The sequence below is a fragment of the Neisseria mucosa genome, from assembly GCF_003044445.1.
GTDB classification, from domain to species: Bacteria; Pseudomonadota; Gammaproteobacteria; order Burkholderiales; family Neisseriaceae; genus Neisseria; species Neisseria mucosa_A.
This window is the reverse complement of the sequence record NZ_POWX01000042.1, coordinates 1-1,220: the sequence shown is the minus strand read 5'-3', so window position 1 is coordinate 1,220 and position 1,220 is coordinate 1. Positions and strand designations below refer to the sequence as shown.

General features: G+C 52.1%; 1 protein-coding gene. It reads left to right on the top strand.

Annotated features, from left to right (window positions below; all coding sequences use genetic code 11):
- The first annotated feature begins 65 nt into the window (after nucleotides 1-65).
- The gene (locus tag DBY90_RS12415) at nucleotides 66-1,073 is read left to right on the top strand and encodes an IS5 family transposase (protein WP_107987337.1); all 1,008 of its coding nucleotides are present in this window, start codon (nucleotides 66-68) and stop codon (nucleotides 1,071-1,073) included.
- The last annotated feature ends 147 nt before the right edge of the window (nucleotides 1,074-1,220 follow it).

Sequence of the window (1,220 nt, the reverse complement as noted above, 5' to 3'; positions counted from 1 at the left end):
CTGAGACCTTTGCAAAATTCCCCAAAATCCCCTAAATTCCCACCAAGACATTTAGGGGATTTTCCATGAGCACCTTCTTCCAGCAAACCGCACAAGCCATGATTGCCAAACACATCGACCGCTTCCCACTATTGAAGTTGGATCAGGTGATTGATTGGCAGCCGATCGAGCAATACCTGAATCGTCAAAGAACCCGTTACGTCCGAGACCACCGCGGCCGTCCCGCCTATCCCCTGTTGTCCATGTTCAAAGCCGTCCTGCTCGGACAATGGCACAGCCTCTCCGATCCCGAACTCGAACACAGCCTCATCACACGCATCGATTTCAACCTGTTTTGCCGTTTTGACGAGTTGAGCATCCCCGATTACAGCACCTTATGCCGCTACCGCAACTGGCTGGCGCAAGACGACACCCTGTCCGAATTGCTCAAACTGATTAACCGACAACTGGCCGAAAAAAACCTAAAAGTAGAGAAAGCATCCGCCGCCGTCGTTGACGCCACCATTATTCAGACTGCCGGCAGCAAACAGTGTCAGGCCATAGAAGTCGACGAGGAAGGACAAGTCAGCGGACAAACCACACCGAGTAAAGACAAAGATGCCCGTTGGACAAAGAAAAACGGCCTCTACAAACTCGGTTACAAACAACATACCCGTACCGATGAGGAAGGCTATATCGAGAAACTGCACATCACTCCCGCCAATACTCATGAGTGCAACCACCTGTCGCCTTTGCTGGAAGGTATAGCCGAAGGTACGACCGTCTATGCCGACAAAGGCTACGACAGTGCGGAAAACCGGCAACATCTGAAAGAGCATCAGTTGTTAGACGGCATTATGCGCAAAGCCCACCGCAACCGTCCGCTGACGGAAGCGCAAACCAAACGCAACCGATATTTGTCGAAGACCCGTTATGTGGTCGAACAAAGCTTCGGTACGCTGCACCGTAAATTCCGCTACGCCCGGGCAGCCTATTTCGGGCTGATTAAAGTGAGTGCGCAAAGCCATCTGAAGGCGATGTGTTTGAACCTGTTGAAAGCAGCTAACAGGCTAAGTGTGCCTATTGCCGCCTAAAAGGCGGCCCGGATGCCTGATTATGGGGCGTCCGGGGAGGATTAAGGGGGTATTTGGGTAAAATTAGGCGCAATTAGGGGCGAAAACAGCCGAAAACCTGTGTTTGGGTTCCGGCTGTCGGGGGAAGGGCTTTTTTGCAAAGGTCTC

Excerpts from the sequence above, each read along its gene's own strand:
- DBY90_RS12415 (WP_107987337.1), top strand. The coding sequence starts at position 66 with ATGAGCACCTTCTTCCAGCAAACCGCACAAGCCATGATTGCCAAACAC.